Source organism: Paenibacillus silviterrae, assembly GCF_030167925.1.
Classification (GTDB): Bacteria; Bacillota; Bacilli; order Paenibacillales; family NBRC-103111; genus Paenibacillus_G; species Paenibacillus_G silviterrae.
Map to the genome: position 1 here is coordinate 2115923 of NZ_JASKUT010000001.1, position 23365 is coordinate 2139287.

At 51.9% G+C, this 23365-nt stretch carries 17 protein-coding genes and 1 riboswitch; of the genes, 3 read left to right on the forward strand and 14 right to left on the reverse strand.

The annotated features are described in order from the left end of the window. The first annotated feature begins 47 nt into the window (after nucleotides 1–47). Nucleotides 48–716 carry a glycoside hydrolase family 73 protein gene (locus QMO62_RS09435; protein ID WP_284640600.1) on the forward strand — a complete coding sequence of 223 codons (669 nt, stop codon included), beginning with the start codon at nucleotides 48–50 and terminating at the stop codon, nucleotides 714–716. Nucleotides 717–1054: 338 nt separating this feature from the next. On the opposite strand, the gene QMO62_RS09440 is transcribed toward QMO62_RS09435, so the two are convergent. After that, complete coding sequence (locus QMO62_RS09440; protein WP_284640601.1) at nucleotides 1055–4309, reverse strand: S-layer homology domain-containing protein; 3255 nt, start codon at nucleotides 4307–4309, stop codon at nucleotides 1055–1057. Between the two features lie 167 nt (nucleotides 4310–4476). Continuing rightward, nucleotides 4477–6693, reverse strand: a complete 2217-nt coding sequence (locus QMO62_RS09445) for a sensor domain-containing protein (RefSeq protein WP_284640603.1) — start codon at nucleotides 6691–6693, stop codon at nucleotides 4477–4479. A gap of 86 nt (nucleotides 6694–6779) precedes the next feature. Then, a riboswitch (cyclic di-GMP riboswitch) is annotated at nucleotides 6780–6866 on the reverse strand. 159 nt (nucleotides 6867–7025) lie between these two features. On the opposite strand from QMO62_RS09445, the gene QMO62_RS09450 reads away from it, so the two are divergent. Next, entirely contained in the window at nucleotides 7026–8372 is a 1347-nt protein-coding gene (locus QMO62_RS09450) for a UTP--glucose-1-phosphate uridylyltransferase (RefSeq protein ID WP_284640606.1), read from the forward strand. 50 nt (nucleotides 8373–8422) lie between these two features. On the opposite strand, the gene QMO62_RS09455 is transcribed toward QMO62_RS09450, so the two are convergent. The 4 genes from QMO62_RS09455 to QMO62_RS09470 all read right to left on the reverse strand — a co-directional run bounded on the left by QMO62_RS09455 (nucleotide 8423) and on the right by QMO62_RS09470 (nucleotide 14242). Further along, entirely contained in the window at nucleotides 8423–10528 is a 2106-nt protein-coding gene (locus tag QMO62_RS09455; RefSeq protein WP_284640608.1) for an LTA synthase family protein, read from the reverse strand. A gap of 178 nt (nucleotides 10529–10706) precedes the next feature. After that, nucleotides 10707–12269, reverse strand: coding sequence for a stage V sporulation protein B (spoVB, locus tag QMO62_RS09460; protein ID WP_284640610.1), 1563 nt, complete (start codon nucleotides 12267–12269; stop codon nucleotides 10707–10709). A gap of 277 nt (nucleotides 12270–12546) precedes the next feature. Further along, entirely contained in the window at nucleotides 12547–13455 is a 909-nt protein-coding gene (locus QMO62_RS09465) for an L-lactate dehydrogenase (protein WP_284640612.1), read from the reverse strand. Nucleotide 13456: 1 nt separating this feature from the next. Then, a complete protein-coding gene (locus QMO62_RS09470; RefSeq protein ID WP_284640614.1) occupies nucleotides 13457–14242 on the reverse strand; it encodes a formate/nitrite transporter family protein in 786 nt (261 codons plus the stop codon). 125 nt (nucleotides 14243–14367) lie between these two features. Between QMO62_RS09470 and QMO62_RS09475 the strand changes: the two genes are divergently transcribed. After that, nucleotides 14368–14667 (forward strand): hypothetical protein, encoded by a 300-nt coding sequence (locus QMO62_RS09475; protein WP_284640616.1) that lies wholly within the window; start codon nucleotides 14368–14370, stop codon nucleotides 14665–14667. Between the two features lie 118 nt (nucleotides 14668–14785). Here the strand turns inward: QMO62_RS09475 and QMO62_RS09480 are convergent, their stop codons facing one another. From QMO62_RS09480 to QMO62_RS09515, 8 genes are all read right to left on the reverse strand, one after another. Continuing rightward, nucleotides 14786–16999: a methyl-accepting chemotaxis protein gene (locus tag QMO62_RS09480; RefSeq protein WP_284640617.1), complete on the reverse strand. Its 2214-nt coding sequence runs from the start codon at nucleotides 16997–16999 to the stop codon at nucleotides 14786–14788. A gap of 211 nt (nucleotides 17000–17210) precedes the next feature. Continuing rightward, nucleotides 17211–17795, reverse strand: a complete 585-nt coding sequence (locus QMO62_RS09485; protein WP_284640618.1) for a TetR/AcrR family transcriptional regulator — start codon at nucleotides 17793–17795, stop codon at nucleotides 17211–17213. Continuing rightward, entirely contained in the window at nucleotides 17792–18355 is a 564-nt protein-coding gene (locus QMO62_RS09490) for an HXXEE domain-containing protein (protein WP_284640620.1), read from the reverse strand. Before QMO62_RS09490 ends, QMO62_RS09485 begins: the two co-directional genes overlap by 4 nt. A gap of 160 nt (nucleotides 18356–18515) precedes the next feature. Next, nucleotides 18516–19262 carry a DUF3892 domain-containing protein gene (locus QMO62_RS09495; RefSeq protein WP_284640622.1) on the reverse strand — a complete coding sequence of 249 codons (747 nt, stop codon included), beginning with the start codon at nucleotides 19260–19262 and terminating at the stop codon, nucleotides 18516–18518. A gap of 83 nt (nucleotides 19263–19345) precedes the next feature. Then, nucleotides 19346–20137 carry an arylamine N-acetyltransferase family protein gene (locus QMO62_RS09500; protein WP_284640623.1) on the reverse strand — a complete coding sequence of 264 codons (792 nt, stop codon included), beginning with the start codon at nucleotides 20135–20137 and terminating at the stop codon, nucleotides 19346–19348. Between the two features lie 13 nt (nucleotides 20138–20150). Beyond that, entirely contained in the window at nucleotides 20151–20921 is a 771-nt protein-coding gene (locus QMO62_RS09505) for an AAC(3) family N-acetyltransferase (protein ID WP_284640624.1), read from the reverse strand. A gap of 173 nt (nucleotides 20922–21094) precedes the next feature. Further along, nucleotides 21095–22000, reverse strand: a complete 906-nt coding sequence (locus tag QMO62_RS09510) for a Gfo/Idh/MocA family protein (protein ID WP_284640625.1) — start codon at nucleotides 21998–22000, stop codon at nucleotides 21095–21097. Then, nucleotides 21997–23094 (reverse strand): Gfo/Idh/MocA family protein, encoded by a 1098-nt coding sequence (locus tag QMO62_RS09515; protein ID WP_284640626.1) that lies wholly within the window; start codon nucleotides 23092–23094, stop codon nucleotides 21997–21999. The genes QMO62_RS09510 and QMO62_RS09515 overlap by 4 nt, the downstream gene beginning before the upstream one ends. Nucleotides 23095–23365 lie beyond the last annotated feature (271 nt).

Sequence of the window (23365 nt, forward strand, 5' to 3'; positions counted from 1 at the left end):
GCCAGCATACTATGGTAAAGCCATAGCTTTGCGAGGAGGTGACTTGCTTGACACCGCAGGAATTTATCGATGCCTTGACACCCGCCGTCATCAGAGACCAAGTGGAAACCGGAGTGCTGGCGTCCATCACGATTGCGCAAGCCGCCCTAGAGACCGGCTACGGAAAATACGCCAAAGGAAATAACTTGTTCGGCATCAAAGCAACGGGGATTGATGAAGAGGCGCTGAGGCACAGCACATCCGAGTATTTGAACGGACGCTGGGTAGAGATCGTGGACGGCTTTCGCGTGTACAACAGCTGGACGGACAGCGTGAAGGATCACAGCTTGTTTCTTCAGCAAAATCAAATCTATGCCCGAGCGGGCTTCTTCGAACGGAGCCGGGAATTGGACTATCAGGGTGCGGCCCGGGCTCTCCAAACGGCAGGTTATGCAACCGACCCGCAATACGCTGCGAAGCTAATCAGCATCATCGAAAGGTATCGTCTTTATGAGCTTGACGTGCAGGCTGCTGAAGAAGGGGGTTGGATTCCGATGAGACTTGAGCATGATTGGCAGTGGAAACAGCTTGGAGATGCGCTTGACGGGTTGTATAAAAAAGGCTTGCTTACCGATTACCGTTGGGCGGAGCGCGCCTACCGCAAGGATTTGACCGTAACGGAGGTAGCCTGGCTAAGTACGATAGTGCTGGCCCGGCAGAACGGGGTCAACGCTTAACATCACTTTGCCCTTTGCCCACTGCCCGCGGTGAAGGGCATTTTCTTATAGTTTTAAAAAAGGGGCTGTCCATATGGGACAGCCCCTTTTACCAAAATCGCTCTTTTTTTATTTCCCTAAAATAGGGCTGGCCTAGGAACCTTGAAAATAGGACTCATCTGCGAGTCAGTGGGAAAATAGCTTTAGCGCGAGTTTTGGATTGCCGTCATTTCCATAAAAATCTAATCTATTGACGGCAACCAAGTGTTTGAGCTTAGGCTGAAGGTATTTTCCCACGGTTAACGATAAGATGGTCATATTTTCACGGACTGATGAGACAGCCCCTTTCCAAGCTCATCTTATTTGACGGTTACATCAAAGGTAGCTTTCACACCGCTCGGTGCCAGAACATTCAGCTTGAAGCTGGTGACATCTCCCGCTGCGCCGGTATAGTTCACTAGACCCGTCTTCGCGTCCACCGTAATGGCAGCCGGGTTCGTTCCCGTAATATCGGAAACGAAGAAGCTCAGCTTCAGAAGCTCATTGGTGTTGTAGCCCGCTTGAGCCGGAGCCTTGACCAAGCCCTGTTCGTTCAGGTGACCTTCCTCGTTCAAGGAGCCCGGAGCGTTTATCGCAGTAAATTCATCGCCGAATTGATCCTTTACCACCATTTTTTCTGCCAGCTTCGCATCCCACATATACAAGCCGCTGCCGCCGTTCGTCAAGTCAGAGGCACTTACTGTTTTCGCCGTGCTTTGCAAAGTCATGCCGCTTACTGCCGGACCCTCGTTCTTTGCCGTCACATCAAGCGTCGCCGTTTGCATATTGCCGCCGCCTACACGGTATACTACGGTCAGCTTGGCTGTTCCCGCCTTGCCCCCAACTACATATCGCAAACCGTCGGCATCGGCGGAAAGACCGGCTGTATCCGCCACTTGAGTATCTGTAGACGACACCGATACGATATTCGAAGGTACCTGAACCTCTTCTCCGCTCGATTTCTTCGCACGAACCTTCACTTGCTTCGCAAAGCCTTTGTAATGATCGAATACATTTGCAGCGCCTGCCGCCCCCAAGCCTGTTGCAAAATAATCATGGGCAGCAAGGAGCGTTTGATTCGGGGAATCCATGTATACCTCATAGGTCAGCTTCTGGCTGGTATCCGCCGCATCAATCACTTCCATCGTTGTCGAGAGACTGTTAACTTCGGCATAAGTTTTCCCATTTACGGTCACACCTGCGGTGCTTTCTTTATACAGAGTCGCTTTCATTGTGTAGCTTGCGGACTTGGCATTCGGACCTGCTGTAAAGACAAACGCTTTGTCGAATACGGAATCCACCGAGAGGTCGGAGCTATTTTGCGCCAGCATAAAGTCATGCGTTACTGTGGACCCTAAAGTTGTAGGCTGCAGCACATACTTTCTGCCCGACGCCGGGTTCGGTTCAACACGCTGCTTGCTCGACAAGCTTGTGGCTGCCAATGTAGCGGCATCACCGGTATTTGCCGTTAAAGCGTATCGTACCAAATACTGCTTATTCGTATCATATTTCAGCTCTTCGCCATATTGATCGTACAGCTTTACCTTCAGTTCATTCTCGGCCCCTGCCGTCATATAATTTTTCGGAGTCTGAGCAAAACGAATTGCGTTTGCTTTCCGTTCTTCCTTCACCGCAAGGTTCGCTTGCACCATGCCCTGCGGGTAATCCTTCAACTGCACCGTTAATGTAACCGGGGAGACTGCGGTAGCATTCTTCAAAGCAATCATCCCTTTATACTTACCGCTGCCCGAGATCGGCTGATCCGCTAAGGTCACCCCGCCGCTGGCCATCACCATAAATTTATCGCGGTTATCATAAATTTGCTGCGCTGTAAGGACATTCCCCTGAGCATCCTTTACGATGATAGGTACATACATTTTTGCATCGACGGCATCATCGCCCGTTACGACATCGCCTTTCGCCAGCGTTTGGTTATACGCGCCGAATTGCACGCTTGCCGGTACACCCGCAGCAACAATCGCAATGCTCTTTTCAACCGATTGCCCCGAACCGTGAGCGACCAAAGAAATTTTCACTTCCTTGGACTTGTCGCCGACCGAGCGAATTTTGAGATCCGCACCGGAATCGCCAACGGCATTCTCTACGAAGCCTCCGACCTCTCCAGGATTGCCTTTTTCCAGGTCGATATCCGTCGTTGTTACCGTGATTCCGCTGTTCAAGTCATTCCTGTCTTCCACCCGGAAGCCATATTGATCGTAAGCCTTCACGTCAAGGTAAGCAAAGCCTTTAGCATCAAGCGTAGTTACCTTCTGGCCGGAGCCGTTCACCAGCTCGCCAAGCTCCAGCTTCGAGATGAGCTGCTGCTCCCCGACAGTAAATACTTTATTGGCCTGACTGCCGGAAGCGCTGTGAAGAATGGAAATCGATACGGTGGCCCCTCGGTTCAAACCCTCACCCGGCGTCACGTAGAAGGCTTGCTCACCGCCGATCGGAGCCGCCGTCCCGCTGCTGGTGTAGATGGTAAAATCGCTTGCCGGAGAAGAGAATTGGGTTCCGTACTGGTTGGTCGCTTTAAATTCAACGCGAAGCTTCTTGCCCGGGCTGTTCGGCATCATGTCTCCAGCCGTCACGAATTCCAGCTTGCTGATTTTTTCTTTATCCGTCTTCAGCTTCGCTGTCTTCCCCGCTTCGTCCAATTTGGAGAGTCCGCCAAGCGTTACCGTCCATTCCGCGGCATCCAGCTTGGAATCGAAGGTCAGCACCGCCGTCCTCTTGTCTTCGCTCCATTTTGTGGTGAAACCGCCGGTCAATACGGCCCCGTTCTTCGTGATATCCAGCTTCACCGCTTTCGGATCCTCAACGGCCCCGTTCAGTTCCACAGACAACACATTGGCATCCGTCGCCTTCAAGGAAGCTATTGCATAATTGCCTGTAAATACAGGCTTGAACTGCTGCTTCGCTTCATAGGAAGATAACACAAGCTGTTCACGAAGAGCAAAGCTTGTACCGCCGAAAGTTCCGTCTTCTCCATTAGAAAGCAGCTTTTTCTCGAGGGCCAGGGCTACATAGCCGCGAGCCCAGTCACTGATGGTCTTGTCAGCCTTCTCAGCCGGTGCCTTTACCTGCGACTCCAGCCCAAGACCGCGGATTAAGAACGCCGCCAGCTGTTCCTTCGTCACTTCCCCTGCCGGATCATACATGCCGGGCGCTACGCCGTCCGTAATGCCTGCCTTTACGATCGCTTCGATATAGGGAAGTGCATAGCCGTTCGCAGGGTCCTGGCCCGTAACATCCTTAAAGCTGGAGCTCTTCAAGCTCATATCCACGTCCAAACCGAAAATCAATGCCGCAACCTTAGCGAATTGCGCGCGGTTCATCTTTTCCTTTAAGCCGAAGGTATCATCTGTCAATCCGTTATACACGCCCGCAGCGATCATTGCCTCGAACTTGGCTTTCGCAGCCGCATCCAGCTGCTGCAAATCGGTAAAATCCGCAATGGACTTCACACCTGTGGTCGTAGCCGATTTTGTTCCTGAAGCCGCTGCGAATGCAGCGGAAGAATACATCGAGAAGGCCATTGCCAGGGACAAAATCAAAGCTGCGCTTTTTTTCATATAGGTGTAATTCCTCCGTTTGTTGTTGGATTTGTGGGTCATTCTCGGCTTGCCGCTTGCGTGTATCATTTGCTACGAGACTGAGTATACTATGATAACTTGGCCATCGTCATTGCTAATAATCTGGCTTCTTTTCCATAGAAAAAAGAGCCGCCCGCAGGCAGCCCTTAACCGATCTTATGTATGGTCTTGGCAAGCATTCTCTCCAGCTTGTGCGCCGGCACCGGCCGGCTGATGAGGTAGCCCTGAATGTAGCCGCACCCCAGCTCCTGCAGAAGACGGGCATGCTGTTCGGTTTCGACGCCCTCGGCAACAACCGTTAAGCTCAGCCGGTCCGCCAGCGTCAGAATGGTTGCAACGATCGCGGCATCCTCCTCGCTAGTAGGCAAGCCTCGAATGAAGGATTGATCAATCTTGAGCCGGTCGATCGAAAGCTTCTTAATATAGTTAAGCGAGCTGTAGCCCGTGCCGAAATCATCGACGGAAACAGCGACGCCAAGCAGCTTCAGCTTCTGCAGAACCGTCATAGCTTTCGAGATATCCATGGTCATCGATTCCGTAATTTCAAGCTCCAGCCATCTCGGCTCCAATCCCGTTTCCTTCAAGATGCCGGCCACCTTATCGATTAAATCCGCCTGCTCAAACTGTCGGATCGATAGGTTGACGGAGATCCTCATCGGCTCCAGTCCCATAAGCTGCCACCGCTTGGCTTGACGACAAGCTTTGCGCAGCACCCATTCACCCAGCTCCGCTATCAAATCGGACTCCTCAGCAATCGGAATGAATTCCGAAGGAGCCATAGGCCCCAGCTCGGGGCTGTGCCAGCGAAGCAGGCATTCCACTCCTTCGATCTCTTGGGTTGCCGCATGAACGATCGGCTGGTAATGAAGCTCAAATTCCTCTTTTTGCAATGCCTCGCGCATCAGCTGCTCAATCTGTAATTTTTTGCTGAGCTTTGTGTGATACTCGGATTTATAAAATTCGTAGTGATTTCTCCCTTGCTGCTTGACATAGAACATCGCCGTGTCGGCATGCTGGATCAAGGAAACGGTCTGCTCGCCGTTCTCCGGGAATAAGCTGATGCCAATGCTGGGAGACAAATAATACGATTTCCGCAAAAAGCGATACGGCTCCGATATGTTCTCCCGAATGCGCTCGGCGATTTGACTTGCCTCTTGCGAATCGGTTACCGGAAGGGCAACCGTAAATTCGTCTCCGCCGAATCGGGAGATGATGCCGGAACCCGGAATGGATTCCTTTAGTCTTTTGGCCGTCTCCTGCAGGAAGAAATCGCCCGCTTGATGACCGAGAGAGTCATTAATCCCCTTAAACCGGTCCAAATCGATAAAAAACACCGCCACTTTCCCAGGTTGGCTTTCCGCAGATACAATCATTTGATCCGTAGCTTCAATGAACCGGCTGCGGTTAGGCAGCCCCGTTAAGGAATCATAATAGGCCATATATTCGATACGTTCTAATGACTGCTTATAGGCGGTAACATCCTTGGCGATACCGATCATGCCGGCAAGCTCATTATCGATTTGCAGCGGAACAGCCACAACCTGCACAATTACGTCTCTTCCCGTCTTATGAACAATCTTGACTTCCTCGGAACAAGGAGAGCCCGTTCTCAGCTCGCGGAAGGCTTCTTCCATTACAGACGCATCCTGCCGTTTAAGCAAGTTTAGTAAGGATTGTCCGAGCATCTCGCTGCTGCTGTAACCGGTAATCACTTCCGCCGCCGGATTGAAGCTGATAAATTGACCTTTCAGGTTGATAGCGAAGATGGCGTCCGGACTGTTTCGGTAAAGTGATTGGTAATAGAGCTGAACCTCATCGCGCTCCTTCTGCAGGTTCACGGTCTCTGATATATCCCGTGCAATCCCGTAAACGCCCACAAGCCTGCCATGAACATAAATAGGCACATTGCGAACGCTGAGCTCCACCCTGACACCCGTTTTACTATGAATCGACATCTGGTAGGTCGACTTTTCCCCTAGCAGGCTGGCGTTGAAATAAGTCATTCCCCGCTCAAGATCTTCCGGTGAAATGAGTTGATGATAGGTTAGCTTGAGAAATTCATGTAACGAGTAACCGGAAATTACCTCGCATGCCTTATTGGCACTCGTAAACCTGCCGTTTAAATCCATCATAAAAACAGCATCTGAATTATGTAGGAACAGCGATTGATAGCGCTGCGTATGCTCTTCCATGATTGCTGTTCGCTTGCTAAGCCGAATCACAATTGCCGCCCCAATCCCTCCAAACGCAAGCCCAACAACCAACTGTAAAACATCGGAAGGAAAAACATCGGCAAAATGCAGAATCGGAACCAGAAGCAACAGGCTGCTGAGCAAGACTTGTAAGATATAACGTTGATACATTGTTGTTTCCCACCTTGGCTTGACATGATAAAAAAACCGCTCCCCGAAAACAGGAAGCGGCTTCAAAATGAGAATACCTTACCTTCTTCGGTAACCCAGCTGCCGTGGAACACGCGTTCTTTAGGCCTGTGGCTTTGCGTCCCATCCTTTCGAATGGTTTGCCGTTATCGGTTGGTGTCATATAATTTTAGGAGACTTTTGATCTAGGACTATTGTAATATGTTTTACACCAATTGACAAGAAAGAATGTTTTTCATGCTTGCGGAAGGTGATGACATTTCATTAAATTGCTGTAAAATAATCCTTATCTTACTTTATCGGAGGTTTGCCGCATGAACTCAAGATACGAAGTACTTTATCATGAGCTTCTTATGAGGGGTCAAGAACACATCCTGCGGTTTTATCACGAGTTATCTGACAGCTCCCGCAAGATGCTGCTGGACCAGGTCGAAAGCATGGATTGGGCACGGCTTCAGCGATTGACAAAGGAAACCCTGGGGAAGGAAGCTTCCGTTCCGGGAGAGCTTTCCCCAATGGAAGCTTATCCTTGGGAGACTTATTCTCCGAAAGAGAAGCGGTACTTCGAGGAGCTTGGCTGGAGCAAGCTGCGGATGGGCAAGGTTGTCGCCATCGTGGCTGCAGGAGGGCAAGGAAGCCGTCTGGGACATCCGGGACCGAAAGGCACCTTCAGCATCGGTTTGCCTTCCGGCAAGTCCCTATTTCAGCTTCAGGCGGAGCGTCTTCTGAATTTGGCAGCGCGGGCTGGCTGCCCGATTCCATGGTGTATCATGACCAGCCCGGATAACCATGAGGAGACGGTGCGTTTTTTTGAAAATCACCGGTATTTTGGTTACTCCCCTAAGGACCTGTTCTTTTTTATACAGGGTGAGCTTCCTGCTATGGATGAACAAGGGAAAGTATTGCTCGCCGAGAAGGATCGGCTGAATCTGTCCCCGAGCGGCAACGGGGAAGCCTTCCATGCTTTGGATCGTTCCGGGATCCTTCAGGAGCTCAAGCGACGAGGCGTGGAATGGCTGTTTTATTACAACGTAGACAATGCCATCATTAAGATAGCCGACCCGCGTTTCGTCGGTGTTGCGGCTCATTATGGCCGTCCCATCGCCACCAAGGCGGCTTACAAGGTCTCTCCCGAAGAGAAGGTCGGCATTCTTTGCAAGCGGGAGGGGCGGCCGGCTGTTCTGGAATATACGGAAGTTCCCTTCTCCTTGACTCAGCAGCGCGATGCCGACGGACAGTATTTATACGGGCTTGGGAATTTATCCATTCACCTGTTCCGGATGGATTTTGTTGAGCGTCATCTGGGTCATCCGCTTTCGTATCATGCCGCGCACAAAAAGCTGCAGACGGTCGATGAAGCCGGACAGGTTATGATGCCGGAATCACCGAACGGGTATAAGCTGGAGCAGTTTATTTTCGACTACTTCCCTCTGGCAGACGAAATGACGGTGCTTGTCATGGACCGGAAGGAGGAGTTCGCTCCGGTGAAAAACAGGACGGGAGAAGACAGCCCGGAAACGGCAACACGTCAGGTACTGGACGTCCACAAACGCTGGCGGCAGGCAGCGGGGGTGGACACAAGAAATTGGTCCGACGACAGGCTGGAAATTTCGCCGCTGATTTCTTACGCTGGGGAGGGCTTGCGGCCTCCCGCCGAATGAACAAAAAAGCCGCGTATTCCCGTGGAATATCGCGGCTTTTTGAATCGTTATTAATACGTATCAGGCTGTGCGGTTGTCAGACTTGTGCCGGTATATACATAATCGTTCGATTTACCAACGACGGCATCCTTCGAATCCTTCACAAGGATCTCGATCCGCATCGGCGCTTGCGTCAGCAGCTCCTTCTTTACGACCGCCGTGATCTCGCCCGTTCCGAGCCATTTGGTTTCCAGCGGCTGGCCGTTGACCTGCAGGATGCTGCCATACGGCAGATTTTCCCCCTGCACCTTCAGGGTCTGCTCACTGCCTGAGCCTTCCAGCTTGACATCGCGTACATACATTTTCCCAAGACCGATGACATAATTTTCTTTCTTAATATTGTTCTTCATGTCCCCATAAGCATATTGCTTGCCGAACAATATATCGTATTGAAGCTTCTCATACACCTTCATCCGTTCGTCCCTTGCGCTTTCCTGCTTTGAAGGCAGAATCGGGGTTTGCTGACTAAGGTGATATAAGAAATCGGTATAATAGCTGCCCGGCCGCTCCGCCAGCTTTAGAAGATACGAGCCGATCAAGGAGGTGTCCATGTTGATGTGCTCCTTGCGGTCCCGCGGCAAATAATTATCCCAAATCAGCACAGGTACACGATGCATTTTGTTGACAAAATCAGGATCGTTCTCCTTCAGATAACCGCTTTCTTTGTAAGCCAGGTAATCGTCACCGAGACTTGGCAGATGATCGCCGAAGAACAGCAGAATCGTCGGCTCGTTCGAGTTTTCGTAATACGTCACGAGGCGCTTCAGCATATCATCCACACCGAGCAGTCCCTGAGCGTACGTTTCGAAAAGTCCTTTCGACTCCGTGACACCGGTAACCTCGATCGTGTTCTTTTCGAATTTGCCGGGGTAGTAATGATAATGATTTTCCATCGTATTCGCGAATATAAAATCCGGTCCTGAGGTCGACGACGTCGTTTCCGTAATGTACTTTGCTACAGCTCGGTCGGCGATATAGGGACCTTCATAGTCCGGTTCGAAAAATTCCTGCGAAATGTACTTGGCAAAGCCCATGTTCTCGTACACGTGCTTACTGTTATAAAACCAGGAATGGAACGGGTTGATGGCTGTCGTCTCGTAGCCCTGCCGCGCCAAAATGCTGGCTAACGAATCAATCCCTTTATCGACATACTGATTATACGGCACAGAGCCTTGCGGCAGGAACCGCATGGTATTACCGGTCAGTACTTCAAATTCAACATTCGCCGTACCTCCGCCAAATTGCGGAGAAAGCATTGTGCCGCTGGTGTATTTCTCCATTAAGGAATGGTAGAAGGGCAGCGGATCCTGACTGAATTTCAAGCTCTTGATTTGCGTGATATCGAATAAGGATTCGCTCAAAACGACAATAATATTCGGTTTCTTTTCCCCCGGCTCCGTAACGACGGGAGGAATCGAAGAGGCGATCGACCGGATCGATTCTTCATTGTAATCGTCGGGCTCCTTTTGAATCAAAAACTTCAAGTTCATGATGGTAGAAAGAAGAAACCCGTTGGTTTTTACATTTTCCGTCTGGTCCCATGCCAAATTCTGCACGTTCACCATTTTCTTGAGCGATAGAAAGTCGTCGCTGTAAATAGCAGACAGCAGAATCAGCGAGCTTACCCCCATAATGAGCCGCTGCTTCCAGCGAAAAACGAGACGCACCGGCGGCAGCTTGTAAAGGAGCAATAAGCTTATTCCAATGAATGACAGCAGCCCGGAGATGGTTGTAAAATTGAGCAGCCCGCCGATATACTGTGCCATGTCTTTGGTTTCGCTAGTCAACAACAGGTCCCACGGAACGAACGGTACCCCGAGGATGGACAGCTTCACGCCGCTTATGAGGCCAAAGGCCAAACAAACCGTTGCCACCAGCCAAAACGATATCCGAACATTCGAAATGATGGAAGTGAATAAGAGCATTAAACTCAGTACAACCAAAGCATTCAAGGAAAGCTCCGGTATTTTGTGAAAGGTCCAGCTGAAAGCAGCTCCCCACTGCCCTCTGCTAAGCAGCTCTACAAGCAATACAATCCAAACCGACCATAAAAATAGAGGCAAACGGCGGGCCGCTCTCAGCCCGGTTTCTCTAAGCAGCAGCTGAAGATCCCCCATATACTCACCACACGTCCAATATTAATTTTTCATGTAATTCCCGTAAACGTTTTGTAAACAACAACGCTAGTATAACACAATTTTTTTGACAGCAAATCAAATTTTTATTGGTTACTAATTCGGACCCTGGACAGCACAAAAAGACTGCCGAAGCAGTCTCTTTCGCAAGCTTGAATAATTAGGTAAACATACGACGAAGAACGGGAATTTTTCTCATGTCGCGACGTTTGATCGTATTCGTGGCAATAAGGGAATAGATGTAGGTGCACAGGGAAGCAAGAATAGCGGAGACGACCGACCATGGTAATGGAATCCCTGCATGACGGGCAATATATAGGGTAACCTGCCCTGCGAGCAGCATTGCGGCTAAACAAAGCGCCGTTTTGACTAAGCTGCGCAAATCCAATGAAAAGCCGATGCATCGGGAAATCGACAGCATATTCAGGAAGGTGATCAAGATCAGCCCGATATTGATTCCCCACACGACGCCGACAATTCCGAGCTGAGAGCCGAGATAGAAAATGGCGGCTGCTTTCAGAACCGTGGTCAAAATAAAATTGCGCATGACCGCTTTAACCTGACCCATTCCGAGCAATACGGCATGGAGCGGCGGCTCGATGTACTGCAGCAGAAACACCGGCGCCAGAAGCTGCAGCAGCGGCCCTGCTTCCGGCACATGATATACCATGGTGGTAAGCGGTACCGCCCACACATACAAAATCAGAGAGCATGGCGCACCGATCATTACGGCGATTCGTATGGCCTGATCAATCCGGTCATGGATGAGCGCACGCTGACGAAGCGCATTGGCTTCGCTGATCGCCGGTACAAGTGCGGTCGCCAGCGAATGCATGATGAAGCTGGGGAACATGAGCAGCGGAAACGCATATCCGACCAGAAGCCCATACTGCTTCGTAGCAACCACCGTACTGATTCCGGCTATAGCCATACTCTTGGTGATCAGCATCGGCTGAATGGCCCGATATATCGAATGAATAAAGCCTTCCCCTGTTGTCGGCAGCCCGATCTGAAGGAGCTCCTTGGCCGTTCCCCGTACTTCTCCGTCGGCTTGTTCCCTTGCAATAGCGGTTCTGCTCCGCGTTTGATGCTGATGCAAACGGATCGATACGATCAAATAGAGCAAACCGGCTCCTTCCCCGATAACCGAGCTGATCATCGCCCCCGCCGCGGCATATTCCACCCCGTAGGGAAGCAGCATTTGCACCAATGCGGCAATCAGCGTCACACGAATGATTTGCTCGATCACATCCGATAGGGCCAAAGGCTTCATGTTTTGCTTGCCCCGGAAGTATCCCTTAAGAACCGCGGAAACGGCGACCAGCGGTGCAATCGGCAAGGTAGCCAGCATCGCATAATACGCCCTGGAATCCGTTAAAAGCCATCCCGCGAGATGATCCGCTCCGAGCACAGCCAGCAAGGTCAGCACGATGCTCATGGTGCCCGTAATGGACAGAGAGACCGTCATGATTTTACGAATTTTGGCTCGGTCCTTCCGAACCTCCGCTTCCGCCACCAGCTTCGAAATGGCTACCGGCAAGCCTAGACTCGTCAGGGTAACGAGCATCGGTACGAGCGGATGCGCCATCATCAGAAGCCCGATCCCTTCGGGACCCAGGAATCGGGCCAGCACGATGCTATTCACAAAGCCCAGTATTCTCGTAATAAAGGCCGAGAGCGTGAGAAGTATCGTCCCTTTGACGAACGTTTGCTTGGTCTGCATATGGCTCTCCCCCATCCTTATCCCTTTCCACTCTCCTCATATATATGCCTTGTGGACACGGTGTATGTGGGACAAAAGCGAAGGGGCTCTCCCATAAGTCCGTGAAAATATGACCATCTTATCGTTGGTCGTGGGAACAAGATGTCATGCCACTGGAACTGGATGAAAAAACAAGTAGCCTGCAAACAAAAAGGTACCCACACACTAAACACTTTTTTCTAAGTGTCCAGTGTATGGGTACCAGTTTATGCTTCCCGTCACGGCTCCGTTCTTTATGTTAGATCGATGCGATAATCTCCTTCAGCTTGTTCGCCGAACGGTGCAGCTGCTCCTTCTCCTCTTCCGAAATGTTCAGCTTCAGCACCTCGCGTACGCCTTGGCGGTCCACCACGCATGGAACACCGAGGTACACATCCGAAATGCCATGATAATTATCAAGCAGCGTGGATACGTTCAACACCGCGCCTTCATCCCGAAGGATGGCCGTACAGATCCGATCCAGAGCGAGAGCGATCGCATAGTAGGTAGCTCCCTTGGCATTAATGATCTGATAGGCGGCATCGCGCGTATTGGCGAAAATTTGCTCTTTGTCCTCCTGATCGATAACCAGCTCCGTGCCGGCAACATTCGCAAGACTCCACAGCGGCAGCTCCGAATCTCCGTGCTCTCCGACAATGTGCGCATGCACACTTCGCGGGTCAATGTTCAAGTGCTCTCCGATCAAGTACCGGAACCTGGCGCTGTCGAGCAGCGTTCCCGAACCGATGACGCGCTGGACGGGCCACTGCGATTTTTTCAAAGAGAAGTAGCTCATGATATCGACCGGATTGCTCGCAATCAGCAAAATACCGTCGGAATTCACCTTCAGCACCTCTCCGATGATGCTCTCGAAGATCGATACATTGCGCTTAAGCAGGTCGATGCGGGATTCCCCTTGTCTTTGCGCAGCGCCGGCCGTGATGATGATGATGTCCGCCTCCCGGCAATCCTCATACGTTCCGGCCCACACGCGGCTCTTTCCGATAAACGGAATGCCGTGGTTCATATCCAGTGCATCGCCTACCGCTTTGTCCTGATTGGCGTCAATCAGCACGATTTCATCCGCGCGGTTGCGCAGCAATAACGTATAAGCTGTCGTAGAGCCTACCGCTCCGACGCCGATGACAACAATTCTTGTTTTTTTCATATTAATGCTCCTCTTCCATAAATGGTTTATTAACGTAATGGTACATGACACCCATTAGCAGGGATCCGCCGATCAGGTTCCCCAAAGTGACGGGGATCAGATTATGTATTACGCCGCCCCAAGAGATGGTACCCGGGTGGTGCAGAACAAGGGCTATGGCGAAGGTACACATATTGGCAATACTGTGCTCGTAGCCGGAGATAAAGAAGCAGAACACAAATAGCATCATGGCGAACAGCTTGGGACCGTCTCCTTGCAGCGACATCGGGATGAAGAAGGCCAAACAAACAAGCCAGTTACATAAAATCGCCCGAAAGAACAGCTCCCACGCAGGGGCTTGCATTTTCGCCGATACTACGCTGAGCAGAAATCCATTCACCTTCGGATCGGCGAACAGTCCTGTGAGGTAGATCAGCAGAGCAAAAACCGCGGCTCCTAGAATGTTGCCTGCATAGCTGGTAACCCACAGCTTCACCACCTCCGTCCAGCGCATGTTGCGGCGCAGGGCGGCAAAGGTATAATAGAAGGTGTTCCCGGTAAATAGGTCGCCTCCGCCATAAGCGATGAGGATAATGGCCGCTCCGAATGTGAGCGCAGCCATAGGATACGTCAGCGGTGAATGCTCCAGATAAAAAAAGTTGCCAGTCTTGAACGCTACGATGACACCGAAGCCGATGAACATGCTGGCCAGCATGGATCGGGACAGGTAGCGCAGCTTGCTTTGCTTATAGATCTTATGCTTTTTCAGCGCGAGCTGTTCGACCGATAAGAGGGGATGTACCTCCATCATGTTCCCTCCCATTGCATTTTTACTCATATTCGCATTATTCTATCCATAAGAAGCTGTCCACATGTGTAAAAAAAACATGATGCTCAGCCGCTTGAACGATACCTAAAAGTGAGGTGGTAAGGATGACCAAAGAGCATACGGTTCATTTCAAGGTGATCCGCGGCGGCGAAGTAAAGCAGCTGCGGGGCCTCTTGTTCCTCGAAGATCATGCGGTGCCTACCGCGCAGGACTTCGAGCAATGCCTCCGGGAATGCGGGCACGACATTAGCGGGATCGTCGACCGCGAGAAATTCATCTTCCAAGCGCGGAAGCATGGAGAAGAATATTTGATCGATGTGCTGGAGGATTACGAGCAGAACCATCGTGACCGCGACGCAGAGAATTTGGCCGGAACCTTCCGTAAGCAGGACCCTATCCTCTAGCCAAGATAAGTTTGCCATATTTTAGCAAGGCGGACTGTGATCTTTATCACAGAAGACGAATTTCGTCATGAAAAAAGGAGCTTACAGACCGTATCGATCTGTAAAGCTCCTTTTTGAGTTATCTTTTGCGATGCTCGGTAAGCTTGAATTGATTCACGACAAGCAGAAGCGAGTTCGTGATGGACGATACATCTCCGGCCGTATCCCTCACATAACGCATGTTATCCTGCAAATCCTGCACCGTGCTTTCTACCTCGGTGGAAATTTTGCGATTCTCGATGCTTACGGCGGCGATCTTCTCCATAAGGCCGACGACCTCCTCCACCACCTGGGTTTTCAGCGAATCCTCGGTACCGGCCTGAGTTAAAATCTCGGCAGCTGTCGCGACCATTCGGGTTCCCTCGGTAACCACCCTCGAGCCTTCCTCCATCGAATGGTACGCCACTTCCGCTTGCTGCCCGATATGCTGCAGTGTATCGCTGATTCGGGCGGTCGACTGCTTGGTCAGGTCGGCCAGCTTGCGAATTTCACCCGCTACAACGGCGAAGCCCTTGCCGTGTTCGCCTACCCTGGCCGCCTCAATGGAAGCGTTCAGGGAAAGCAAATTCGTCTGTGCCGAAATTTCCTCGATCACCTGCAGCAGCTCGCCGATTTCCTCGGTTGTCTTCAGGAAAGTGCGGATCGTATCGTTCGTTTCGTCCACCTTCGCTTGTATGCTCTGCATCTTTCCGCCGATTCTCTCCACCTCATCCTGAGCTACGGCGATCTGTCCCGCTGCCTTCTGCTCCAGGTCGCGCAGCGTGCTGCTCATATGGAGCGATACATCCTTAGCCACATCGAGGTCCTTCAACTGATGCCTTATGCCGCGGATCATCCCTCCCACCTTGTCGCTAAGACGCTGGGTGGATTCTCCGGTTGACACCGTGGAATCTGTCAGCATCAGCTGGCTGGATTGAACCTCACCGGCTGCTTGCTTCACACGGAGCATAACGCCCTCCAAGGAATCGATCATATTATTGATCCACTTGGCCAGCTCCTTTGTTTCGTCGTTATCGAAATCGGAAATTTGCAGCCGCTGGGTAAGGTCGCCTTGCCCCTCCGCGTTGATCCGGATAAACCGGTTGATCTGATGAATCCGGGATTCCGTAGGCTTCAGCACCTTCCGGCCGATGGCGGACACGCCGATGGCACCGAACAGAAGATTGATAAGGCCCAGGAGCACCCCACCCAGCACGCCGGAAAGCACCGAGGACAAAGCGGCGAATAAGGCAGCGTTCAGCACAACCATTCCGCTCACCAGCCACCAATGCATTCGGCTGACCCTGGAATGAATGCCGCGGATGCGGTATACCTCCTCCAGATCTCCCTCGCACATCATCCCCCATACGTCCGGGCAGTGCGGAAGCTGGAATGTGATCCCCTTCCCGATGACGGGGATGTGGCGATAGTCGGAATAGCCGGGAAATTCCACGAAGAGATTGCTTCCGTTATCGATCGTATTTTGAACGCCTGGATGCAGCTTCCCTGTCGCAGGATCCGTGAAAATCAGCTCCAGCTCCGTATGATCCTTCACTCTTACGATCCCGTAATCCGTTCGAACGCCTTCTTTCAGATTGTCGCCGTGCGTGAAGGTGAGATCCTCAAATCGGCTGCGGGAAAGCGCCGTTCCCGGTGCAATATGTTTATTGAAGCTCGGCTTCGCCATGAATATGTAATTATCACCCGAATCGGGGTACACATGCCCTGATTCCCGTTGAATCAAGTCCCCGATAACATCATTCGGCACCCGTCCGCAAATGGCTCCCAGCCATCGTCCGTCCTGGATAATCGGAAGAATGAATAGCAGCGTGACCGCATCATGAAAAGAAGAGGTGCTTGGTCCGATTCGTAAAGTCAGCGGATCGGCGTAAGGACCCAACAGGCACTTTGTAAGGCCGGACTGCGTTTCCTGCAAACCCTTGGAGAGAAGGGAGTTTCTGCCCTCATAGGAGGTTCCTTTATGAGCGGCATACGTGGAATAAATGACTTCCGACTGCCCGTCCAGCACGAACAGCTCCGAGAAGTCGGCCCCCCGCTTGGCCGTATCTGTGAATATCTGCTCCACCTTGGCGCTGTCCGATCGAATCTCGTTGAGCGAGAGTCCGTTGGCTTGCAGGACATGCTGAAGGCGATCCAAGTGAGACCAGTATTCTTCCGCCCAGCTGACTAAAATCTGCCTCCGGGTATGCGCAATTCCTTCGAATATTTCTTCTACGTCCGCTTTCAGATGCCGATTCCATCGGAAGGACCACCATAACGGGAAGCCCGTTTTGAAACCCAGCCAGTCAAACATAGCTGCTCCTCCTTTAATATAAACGCTGCAAGTGTAATATGTATGTCACGTATTATAACATATAAATACAATTTTAAAAGGTGATTCAACATTTCTTTCACAAAAAATATATATTTTGTCGAATATAGTGAATGTGTACTACGAATGTTACCGATTCATAGGCAAAAAACCCATCCCGAGATGAACGGGATGGGCCGTATGGCAGATATAGTTACTTGGACAGACCGCGGATTACGATCTTGATCACTTCGTGAATATAGTCTTGATTAGTGGAGCTCTCCTCCGCCGGCATTCTGCTTTGAACAACGGCATAGGTCAGCAGCGACGACAGCAGCATTGATGCCCCAGTCTGCACAGCTCCGGACCGAATCGAGTGGGCTCCTGCTGCACGGGACAAAATCATCGCCGCTTGCTGTACCATCTGCGCTATTAAATCTCCCACCTCCTGTGATATTTCCTCATCCCGCAGCAGCTCGGGTGACCACACAAGAAGCAGGAAGGAGCTGTGCTCTTGGAGGAAAGACAAGTACAGGCTTGCGTATTCCTCCAGCGCTGTAACGCCTTCCAGCTGCAGCAGCTCACTCTGTTTGGCTTTGACCGCTTCGAAGAAGGAATGCGTGCGAATGACCTCTCTTAACAGCTCCCGCTTATCGCGAAAGTAATAGTACATGAGCCCTTCCGCCACTCCGCTCCGAAAGGAAATGTCCTTGGTAGTTGTAGCGGCGAAGCCTTGCTCTGCAAACAATTCCAGAGCCGCTTTGAGAATGGCCTCTTTTTTTGCGGAAGCTTTCTTCATAGGACCGACGACCTCGCTTCCGTCCTGATCAGGGTTTTCCCGGTCTTATGTGCCAGCAGCACAACCGGAACGGCCAGCAATACATACGGGAGACATTGAAGAATCGTAGACCATGTAATGATTCCTTGCTCCAGCAGCTTGTGATACAAGGCTAGGCTGTACGGCAGCAGCAGGATCAGCGACGTTATGCTTCCCGGTGTAATGGAACGGAAATAGATTGCTTGCCCGAGATGTGTAAAGATGTGCAGAAACAGCACCAGAGTGCATACAACGAAAAACTGCAAATTGCCCAGCGGGCCGCCTTGAAGATATTGATTCGCCATATAGGTGGAGCTGCTGACAAAGAGGAACACCACGAGCACGGCAACGGCAAACTGCGCCGTGCTCATCGAGAATTGTTGAAGAACGCGATCGGCCCATCTCTTCGGCAGTGTTCGGCGCAGGTTGGCGGTATTTGCCGTGAACCACCTTTCCGCCATAATGATTTCTTCAAAGTCATGAAAAATAAATACGATAGGAAACAGCCAAATCAAGGTTTGAAGCTGAAACCAAGCTTCCATTGGAGCACATCCCCCTTTTTTGAGCGTTTACTCTACTTGAGTGATTGCTCAAATTATAGGCAGACAGCAGCCCCCCGTCAATAGTTTCCATTCGTTTTCACACCCGCTACCCGGCCAAACCCAAAAAAACTGCGCTCCCTCGAAGGAAGCGCAGTTCATTCTAAAACCTCGGCAGGTTCGACAGGTTGTTGCTCGGATCGCCGTCCGGGTAAGAACGGAGCGTCTTCTGCCCTTCCCGGTTCCTGCCTGTATTCACATCCTCAATCAGGCCTGCTTCAGCCATCCCGATCGCAGTAGCAACGTCAGCGACGGAGCCGTCCTGGAAGCGGACAGCCGCAATCCCGCCGTTCTCGTAGTGCACCGCTTGAACCATGAGCTTGTTCGGATCAATCGTATGGGGGCCGGCGCCGTATTGTGTGCCATCCCGCATGAAGGTGCCATACTGAAGCGGCTGCCCGTTCGGCCCATAGCCGGTATAGCCGCCTTGGAAGCCCACATTACGGTCATCCGCGTTGTTGATCCCTGTATTTCTTTGACCGTAAGGCGCATTCGGATTCCCTGTGGAGCCCGGAACAGGCATGCCGCCCTCGAAGCTTTGACCGTTGTTGTTATTTCTTGCTTGCGGTATGTAGGCCGGCTGTCCCATTCCCTGTGCCATGCCTTGAGCCATGCCTTGAGACATCCCTTGTGCCATTCCCGGAGCGATGCCCATGCCTCCGCTCATTCCCGCTGCCCCATAGTTTCCATTTGGGGTAAACGTGGGGATCGGTTGCCCGTTCCAAGCAAAGTTTCCATTATGCGTAGGCTCTACTGCATTCTGGTAGCCTGAGTCTGGACCCTGCTGAGCTGCCTGAAAGCCGAATTGCCCGCCTTGACCATAAGACCTGCCTTGTCTGCGTCTTGCCATAGAAGGACCAACTCCTTTTCCGGTGATGGGTTGGGATTTCATCCCTCTATAGCATTTGTCAAAAGCCGGGAGATCATACCCATTTATGGAGCTTCCAGCCTGATGCCGAAATAAGTTAGCAGCGCCTCTTGATACTCTTCCTCCGATTGCGGGGTGAAGGCTCTCACACCTGCAGAAGTAAAGATGCGAAACTCCTCCCCGGCCATCGTATTGCGTCCATCCGATGTTCGAATTGCTACCATGGGTGCTTTCGTAAAAATCGAGTCCGGCGCATGCTCGCACCAGAAAGAAGCCATTAAGTAATCCTTGGGCAGCTGAGGCTCCTCCGTGAAGGAATAAATCCCGCTCCATTCCCCGTGCTTGAACTCACAAAGCATCCACCCGTATTCCGAATCCCGCTGAAGCCGGTACGCTTCATCTCCCTGCTGCTGCATCATGCCTTCACTCATAAGAAGCGGCTGCCTCGGGACAATCCCCCCGACACCGACATCACATAGGTAGAAAGCTCCTTCCGCCTCCACCTTCAGCACATGATGCCGCCGCTTGGGGGGCGGATTCGGCTCGTCCCGCCAAAATCGCGCAAACAAATTTGTCACCGGGAAGCCTAGCTCCTTCAAAAGCCATCCGAACAGCGCATTCAATTCGAAGCAGTAGCCGCCTCGTCGCTGAACGACGATTTTCTCGTACAGGTCCTTCACTTCTAACGATAACGGCTTCTTCCTGAGGATATCCAAATTCTCGTAAGGCACCGTATGGAGATGCCGCTCCTGCAGTTCGGCCAGTACGTTTGCTGTACATTCCAACGGGCCATGATACCCAATGCGCTCCAAATACGCTTGGATCTCGGGAGATACTGAGGTCGTGCTTCGGTTCATGAGCCTTCAACTCCTATTCTTTGCTTCGGGGCAATGGATCTGCATTGGAGAAAAGCTCCGGGTTTCGCGCAAGCATTTCCGTGAGCAGCTGCGTCATCTTCACCGTATCGCACACACGTGTTTCCGCTAGGCCCAAACGCCCGGTATACATCGCACCCTTTTGAATAAAGAGGTCGTTAACCTTCCAGTAATTTTGCGATAAGCCACCTACGGAGTGGCGGCGCGAAGGAACTTGGATTTCCGTACCGTCAGGCAGTACCGTAATAAGCTCTTCATAATACTCCGTTAACCTGCCGGGGACGTTCGCCCATTCCTCTACCCCATGGATAAATGTATTGCGTCGCAAATCAACCCCGAGCAGCAGAATAGTCGCCTGGCGCTCCAACAGCCGGCGCCAGGCGGTTTGGTAGCCGCAAGGCGTTTCGCTCCGTTCATCTCCGGCAACGAACGACTCGGCATCCTTTCCAAGCGCAGCCACCGAATGCGTCGGATGCAGCGAGCGAACAACGCCCGGCCGTTGGCGGAACCATTCAGTAAGGATCCCGACACAGGTCGGAGAATCCTTCACATAAAATCTTGGATTTTCACTATTGATCGTAGACCATGTATGGGTGGGCAGCACCAGCAAGCCCTCCGCCATATATTCGGAAAGGGCATCCAGGACGGTGTTAGGTCCTCCCTCCACGGGGCCGATGCTTTTATAAGATGAATGAACCAGTAAGGTTCCTTGGCGTTGAATCCCCATTTTCTCCAGGTCGAGCATCAGGCTTTCCTTAGTCATCATGGCGACAGTTCCCTGCTTTCATTGAAAATTGAATCTGGAGTCGAAGTGACGTTCCATTCCAGTTTTGTTTCGACGTTCGCTCAGCAATTCCTTTACCCATCGGGAAAAAGGAGAGAGTCTCATAAAAATACAGCCCAATCCCAGGATCCTCCTGGAATTGAGCCATACATGAATCAATGTAATCGTACCGCTTTTCCTATAGCCCGACTTTCATTGGCCGCTTCGATGAAACGGATGATCTCCAGCGTTTCGTTCATAGCAACCTGAGGAGCCCCGGACCGGAACATGGCTATCACCCGCTCCAGGAGGCTTGCGTAATACGGCTTCCCCGTCGAAGAGATATCGATGAAATCCGACCCTTTGCTGCGGTGAATCGTTCCGCCGAAGGCATGGTTACCGCTCCGGTTACCGCGCACCGTCCCCATCCTTCCGTCTGTCCAAACGGCCGTAATCAGATCATGCTCATCATTGCTCTTGACGGAAACCTCGGCGCAGCCCGTCCCCAGAATGGCATACAACATCTCGACCGAATGAATTCCGTACCAAAAATATCCGGGCTGTGTCGGCTGCAGCGCCATAGGGCCGAAAAGATCGGCGCCGATGATGTCTCCATGCTCTCCGCGGCTAAGAGCAGCCTGCAAGCCTTCGGCAAATCGAAGCGCCGACGAGCTCATGACCGTCACTCCGTGCTCTTCAGCAATAGCGGCGATAGCCTGTGCTTCGTCCGCCCGTACCGTCAGCGGCTTATCGATAAAAACCGGCTTGCCGTAAGGGGCGACCGCCCGGAATTGCTCCAGGTGTACGCGGCCGTCCACCGATTCCAGCAGGATAGCGTCGCAAGCCTCCGCAACTGCCTCAAGCGAGTCCGCGATCCGAACACCCAGCTCATCTCTTAACTGAGCCGTATATCCATCCACCCGTGAGGAACTAAGCTCAAAATCCGGCGAGCCGCCCGGATAAGCTATCGTCACCTTGCCTCCCGGAACATGATAAGGCTGTGATGAATCGTTGAGCAGCTTGGTAAAAGCAATGACGTGCGAGGTGTCCAAACCAATCATTCCGATAGACAATGGCTTCATGAAGCTGTATCCTCTCCATCCCGATAAATGTGCGGATTTTGCCGCCGGCACGCTTCCATGACCGCCATCTGCCGGCGAACCTGCTGAGGCGTTACTTCCAGCGGTTCGCCATGAACCAGCGTGCGGTACAGCATCATGTACAGCTGCTCCGTCATGTGCTCAAAAAGCGTTCTGCCTTCCGGAAGAGCCAGCTCCCACTCCTCCGTGTGCCATGTCAGCTCCTCCTTGCAGTAGGTTGGAAGCCCTTTGTTATCAAACAGCGGCTCCCGCTGAAGCTTCTGCACAGGCGCTTCCTCCGGCTTGAAATATTTCCACTCCAGCCGGTTGCCATTGCCGCGAAGTCCACCGTTCGTGCCTTGGACGTTGAACAGCTCCCGAGGGTAGGCGCTGCAAGAGGAAATTTCCAAGTCGATGGTCGGCCGGCCCTGTCCGCGCATCAACAGCTTCACATAATCCTCGGCATCCCCAAACGTATTAGCCCGGTCCATGATACAGGTAATGTCAGGCATCACATCGTTTCCGAATAGCTGCAGCGCTTGGTCCAAAGGATGCGGCCCTGTGTTCAGCAGATTTCCTCCATGGTTGCTTTGCAGCGTTTGCCAGTCCCAGCGTCGGGAGAAGCCGTTGTTGGCAAAATCAATTTGCACGATACGCCCGAGCACCCCTGAATCGATGACTTTACGAAGCTGTACGTAGGCCGGCATATAACGGGATTGCTGAAAAACAGCCAAAACGGCGCCATGACGCTCCGATGCTTCGATGAGGCGGTCTACCTCTTCTTCTGTTTTGGCGAGCGGCTTCTCGCAAAGGACATGGAAGCCCCGTTCGAGCAGCTCGAGTGTAATTGGAAAGTGCTGATGGCTCGGGGAAGCATTGACGATCAGATCCAGGCTCTCGTTCTCGACCATCTCCTGCCAGCTGGCATAAGCGCTGCACCGGTACTCCTCCACGGCAAGCTTCCTCCGCTCCTCCAACGCATCCGCTACGGCCGCAATGCGATAGAAGCCGGGAATTTTCGCCAGCAGATTGCCGTGAATATTACGGCCGCTTCTTCCTTGCCCGATGATACCTACTTGCAGAACGCGTTGACTCATGCCTCATTCCGCCTCTCGTTCTTATTATCATTTCTGTGGGGGGACAGCAACAGACGCCTTCCCCTTCCGGCTTTGTAACCGTATTCATCTCGCGAAAAAGCATGACTTTCTTTCCAGCCCTGCCGTAATTTACATCTAAAATATATGTCCCCTTTCTTCTTTTTGTCAACACGCATTTTCCTTCAAAAATCTAGCCTAAAGCTGCAGTATTTATAGTCAATAAAGAGACATGAGACTGCATACCGCGCACGTTAGCCCCGCTGACCGAAAT